We start from the raw sequence: 3,461 nt of genomic DNA, 5'->3' as shown, positions 1-3,461 counted from the left end.
CGGCCCCTGATCACTGCGGGCCACCCGGTCCGGTCGTCAGCCCCGTCGCCGTCCTGCAACAACCCTGGCTTCGGAACTCCACCACCGAACCGTCCTGCGAACTGCAACTACGGGTACTGCGTACTGCGGGTACTGCTGCCCGGCAGTTCGTCTCTGCCGGGCCCTGCAGTCTCCCTGGGCTACGAGAGAAACCATAACCACACCACCACCCAATGTCTAATCTGGCCGACACAGATTTCCATGTATGCGTCTCTAAGGTAATCGGGTGCCGTCGGGTTGAACGGCTGCGGCGGGGGCACATCGACCGGGTCAGGCAGGGCGGATAACGACAACAGACCGGAGCGCGCGATGACCACAGCGAGCGCCGAGCGCACAGCCCTTCGTTCTCTGGCCGCCATCGTCGAGGCGCGCCAGGCCGCCCGGGCGTTCCTCGAAGCCCTCGGGCAGCCAGCCATCGGTCGGGAGCAGGCCGACACGGTCGTCCTGGTCGTCTCCGAGCTGGTGACGAACGCCCTGCGCCATGGTGGTGGCGCCTACACCCTCCGCCTGACCGCGCACCCCAACTGCATCGAGGTCGCTGTCGAGGATCCCGACCCGCGGATGCCGCGGATGCGGACCCCCGACCTCGTCGACGGGACGGGTGGATTCGGCTGGCACATGGTCAACGACCTCTCCCTCGCCACCGTCGTCACGCCCAGGCCCGAAGGCGGCAAGACCGTCCGCGCCCTTCTCCCCCGGTAGCCGCCGGGCCCTGCCGAAGCCCTCATGAGCCCGGCCAGGACGGCCCTGTTTACGAGGGCGTTCAGCGGCCGTACGGGGTTGCGTAAGGCGTTTCCACGGAAGAGGGAGTGATCAGCTGTGTCTGGTGAGCAGAAGGCCGAGGCGAAGGGCGAGCAGGCCAAGGGCAGGCTCAAGGAGACCGCTGGCCGCCTGACGGGCAACGAGCGGCTGACCGCCGAGGGCCGCGCGGAGCAGGCCAAGGGCGACGCCCGCGAGGCCAAGGAGAAGGTCAAGGACGTCTTCAAGCACTGATCGTCTCGCGGCCGGGCCGGGCCCGCTCCTGCGGTCCCGGCCCGGCCGCGCGTCCGCGTACTGACGGCGGCGTAGGTCAGGCGGCGGGCTCGGGCCGGACGCGGCGCGCAGGGTGTAGCAGGTGAGCGAGGTGATCGCGGCAGCCTGGGGGCCCTTGCCGCACACGTCCCCGAGGAAGACGAAGCGCTTGGCGTCGATGGGGAAGACGTCGTCGAAGTCGCAGCCGAGCCGGTCGTGCTGTGCCTCGCAGGCCCGCCACGTGGCGGAGCGGTTTGTGCGGGTACCGGGCGGGACCGGGGGTGGTTCAAGCCCCGTCCGGCGGCGATCGGGATCTGTCTCGTACGTGCCGATGGCGGCTGCGGTACACGGCCTGCCTAGGCGGTAAGCATGCCGCTGCGCAGGTGGGTCAGGATACGGGTGAGCAGGCGGGACACCTGCATCTGCGAGATGCCGAGCTCGGCACCGATCTCGGACTGGGTCATCTCCTGGGCGAAGCGCATCCGGAGAATCTTGCGGTCGCGTTCGTCGAGTTCGCGCAGGAGGGGTGCGAGGGTGTGGAAGTCCTCGAAGAGGACCATGGCCGGGTCGACGTCACCGACCGTGTCGCTCAGCGGCCGGCCCTCGCGGCGCGCGGCCGTGCGCTCCGTGGCGCCGGTGGCCGAGTCGATGGAGGCGCTGCTGTACCCGTTGGCGGCCACCAGTCCCTCGATGACGTCTTCCTCGGCGAGTTCGAGGTGCTCGGCGATCTCCTTGACCCTCGGTGCGCGCCCGAGAACCTCGGTGAGCGTCTCCTGGGACTTGGCGAGTTCGACGCGGAGTTCCTGCAGGCGGCGGGGGACGTGCACGGCCCAGGTGGTGTCGCGGAAGTACCGCTTGATCTCACCGGTGATGTAGGGGAGGGCGAGGGTGGAGAACTCGACCTCGCGCTCGGGATCGAAACGGTCGATGGCCTTGATCAGGCCGATCGTGCCGACCTGGATGACGTCGTCGAGCTCGATGCCGGCGCTGATGCGGGCGGCGAACCGGCGGGCCGCGAAGCGGACGAGGGAGATGTTCATCTCGATCAAGGTGTTGCGCGCGTACTGATACTCGCGAGTCCCTTCTTCCAGCTCCCTGAGCCGCACCAGGAACAGACGCGAAAGCTCCCGCGCGTCCGCCGGCGCCACCTCGCGGGCGCTGTCGATCTGCGGCAGGGGCCCCGCGAGCTGCCCGGTGACGGCTGCGGGTTCGGCGCGGGTGAAATCGTCCGGGGCGGTCCCCTGGGCGGGAATGGTGGCTGTGGCGACGTGAGACATGAAACCGTTCCTCCCCTGAACCAATGGCTTGCGCGGGCGTGTGCCCACACAAGCGGAATCCCAATCAGACAGGCCCAAAATCGTGGGTCCGATCACAGCATCGCGGGCCCGGGTGCTTCAAGCGGAGGCCGGGGCCGCACTGCCGGACCGGCCCCGCGGTGCATCCGGGGTCTGTGCCAAGCGCTCAGACGGCCGCGGCCCACAGCTGGGGCTGGCGCAGTTCTGCCTGGCCGAAGAGGAGGGCGAAGCCGCCGGGGAGCCGGCGCAGGATCCGGGCGAGGAGCTCGGGTCCGGCGAGGCGGGTGACGACGGCGAGTACGGCGCCGGTGTCCCAGCGGGTGGCGGCCGGGGTGGCGCCGGTACGGGCAGCGAGGTCTTTGACGAAGTCCCAGCCGGTGAGGCGTTCGGTGTCGGGGATCTGGGCGGTCAGGGTGAGGGCGGCTTCGACGGGCAGGCTCTGGGCGAGGTCGGCGCGTTCGTCCCCGGTGAGTTGGCGTCCCAGGGCGGCGAGGATGTGGTGGACGGCTTCTGCGGCGCGTTCGCGGGTGGGGTAGGCGCCTTCGTGGCGCACGCGTTCCAGCATCTGGTCGAACGTCATGGCGTGACGGGCCGGGTTCGGTCGAGGCTGGTCGTACATGGCTGCGGTTGCCTTTCTCTGCGAAGGACCCGGCCTGTGGCCGGTGGGCGGCTGGGCTTGAGGGTCAGGTGGGCTGGGGGTGGCCGAAGAGGAGGTCGTAGCCGGGCGGGAGCTGGAGCAGAACCTCACGCACAAGGACGTCGCCCGCGGCGGCGGCCACGGTGGACAGGACCGCGCCGATGTCCCACAGCGCCGTCTTCTCCGTGGCGCCCTCGATCCAGGCCGCAGTCGCGCGGACGAACCGCTCCGGTGAGAGCGGCTCCGCGGCCTGCAACGGGTTCAGGAGGATCAGGGCGTACGTCTCGGGGAGCCGGGCGGCGAGCTCGGCCCGCACGGTGCCGACCAGATGTGCGCCCAGCAGGGCCAGGACGACACGGGCCACACGATCGGCCTCTTCCGCGGTTTCGTACTCGCCGCGTTCCTGGACATGGGCCAGGAACGACTCCCTGCGCATCGGCATCACGTCACCTCCGGGAATGGGGTGAAGGGTCAAGGGG

At 69.9% G+C, this 3,461-nt stretch carries 5 protein-coding genes; 2 read left to right on the top strand and 3 right to left on the bottom strand.

Translation table 11 applies throughout. The annotated features are described in order from the left end of the window. Positions 1–348: 348 nt before the first annotated feature. Both PV721_RS42315 and PV721_RS42310 read left to right on the top strand, forming a co-directional pair. A complete protein-coding gene (locus PV721_RS42315; protein WP_319734059.1) occupies positions 349–741 on the top strand; it encodes an ATP-binding protein in 393 nt (130 codons plus the stop codon). 117 nt (positions 742–858) lie between these two features. Beyond that, the gene (locus PV721_RS42310; RefSeq protein WP_319734057.1) at positions 859–1,032 is read left to right on the top strand and encodes a CsbD family protein; all 174 of its coding nucleotides are present in this window, start codon (positions 859–861) and stop codon (positions 1,030–1,032) included. Positions 1,033–1,406: 374 nt separating this feature from the next. Here the strand turns inward: PV721_RS42310 and PV721_RS42300 are convergent, their stop codons facing one another. The 3 genes from PV721_RS42300 to PV721_RS42290 all read right to left on the bottom strand — a co-directional run bounded on the left by PV721_RS42300 (position 1,407) and on the right by PV721_RS42290 (position 3,424). After that, the gene (locus PV721_RS42300; RefSeq protein WP_319734056.1) at positions 1,407–2,327 is read right to left on the bottom strand and encodes a SigB/SigF/SigG family RNA polymerase sigma factor; all 921 of its coding nucleotides are present in this window, start codon (positions 2,325–2,327) and stop codon (positions 1,407–1,409) included. A 184-nt stretch (positions 2,328–2,511) separates the two neighbouring features. Then, entirely contained in the window at positions 2,512–2,964 is a 453-nt protein-coding gene (locus PV721_RS42295) for a DUF2267 domain-containing protein (RefSeq protein WP_319734055.1), read from the bottom strand. A 64-nt stretch (positions 2,965–3,028) separates the two neighbouring features. Further along, complete coding sequence (locus tag PV721_RS42290) at positions 3,029–3,424, bottom strand: DUF2267 domain-containing protein (RefSeq protein WP_319734060.1); 396 nt, start codon at positions 3,422–3,424, stop codon at positions 3,029–3,031. Between the last annotated feature and the right edge of the window lie 37 nt (positions 3,425–3,461).

Origin of the sequence: Streptomyces sp. MB09-01, assembly GCF_033794505.1 — a bacterium.
GTDB lineage: Bacteria > Actinomycetota > Actinomycetes > Streptomycetales > Streptomycetaceae > Streptomyces.
The sequence above is the reverse complement of the archived record's forward strand: the minus strand, read 5'-3'. Positions and strand labels throughout refer to the sequence as shown.